At 36.2% G+C, this 1,544-nt stretch carries 1 protein-coding gene; it reads right to left on the reverse strand.

Annotation, left to right across the window (positions count from 1 at the left end; all coding sequences use genetic code 11):
- On the reverse strand, positions 1-1,544 hold a 1,544-nt coding region (locus ACY65O_RS16075), incomplete at both ends, for a ligand-binding sensor domain-containing protein (RefSeq protein ID WP_462221880.1).

Here is a 1,544-nt window from a genome sequence, read left to right on the forward strand (position 1 = left end):
ACCCCATCTATTTTAACGAGATAATTTGTTTTATTTGGATACAACCAATCCATAGCAGCAAATTCGATACTGATATTATTTTGATTAAAAGGCAACTGCAGTTTTTTATTTTTTAAAGATTGAGGGGAATTTATAGCTTCTTTATCATTTATAGTAATAGAAGTAATTTGTAAAACAGGAACATTGGCAGCCGATAAAATTTCAGCAGCATCTTTCAGTAAAAAACCAGTTGCCTGTTCAATAACTATTTTACCATTAGTTGTAATAGAGATGGTGCCGTCCAGGTAGTCCCGGCCCATCCCATCAAAGCGGTTAAAGGAACGCCATATTTTTTCTTCGGGGTTATATATGGCAAGCCCTGCTGCTGTATTTACCCAAATGCGGTTTTCTTTGTCAAGAGCAATAAAAGTGGTTGCCAATGCAGGAAGCCCGTCTGCCATGGTAAAAGTATTAACCACTTTGTTTTTTGTAGTGCTGTACACCTGTATGCCATTGGGGGATGTGAGCCACAGGTTATCCTGCTTATCAAAAGCCCCGTCCCAAAAAGCAGTGTATGAAAATTTTGTTTTATCAATCCCTGTTTCAAAAATGTGGCGTACTTTTTTTTCTTTTCGGTTACAAACAAAAAGACCATTTTGTGTTAGTACCCATGGGTTTCCTTCAGTATCCGTTCTTATAGTAGCCGGGGATAATGTTTTGGCTCCTTTGTAATTATTGCCCCAGGTAATGGGGAAGGTTTCGTATTTATTGTTGAGTACATCAAAATAAATAAATTTATCCCGGCTTAACATCCAGATATTTCCTACACTATCTGTTTGCAGCCGGAAGATTGAATTAAGTAAGGAGTCGGGCAGGGGAGTTATTCCAGTTGCCGGGTTTTCAAAAATATTTTTTTTATCATTCCATAAATAAATTCCACTATTTCCACTTAGAACCCAAATTCTTTGCCTGGCATCTTTAATAAGGCTGTTAAATCTTTTATGTAATGGTGCAGGTGTTTCTGCAGCACTAATTTTTTTTGCAATTGTTTCATGCTCTTTTAAAGCATACAAACCGTTGCCATTATCTGTTGTAATCCAGTATTGATGGCGGCTTTCGTCCCATAGGATATTTTCGAAAAAAATTTCACCCTCAGGAGCCTTGTCTTCATAAAAAATATTTTTCTTTAACCGTGAAAAAGAAGGATGCAACTGATAAACATAATAATTGCCCCCGATAAAAATGCCTGCATCTTTTGTTATAGAAACTTTTTGAATGCTGGTACTTTTAACGGTGGCATCTGCAGGGTTGCGGGGTGGGGTAATATTGATAAAAGCATTTGTTTTTAAATTTAATTGATAAAAGCCATCATCAAAACAGGCAACATATAAAATACTGTCGTTAATTAATTTTACATGGTTAATAATTTCAGGAAAAGGTTTTCTTTTTTGCGTATCATATTTTTTTGTAATTGTATTAAAGCAAAGTAAACCCCCGCCCCAACTGGGCAACCATAAATTGCCATTGTTGTCTGCTTCACAATTAAGGGTTTGCACATCGTATGG

This window comes from Ferruginibacter sp., assembly GCF_031430955.1.
Taxonomy (GTDB): Bacteria; Bacteroidota; Bacteroidia; order Chitinophagales; family Chitinophagaceae; genus Ferruginibacter.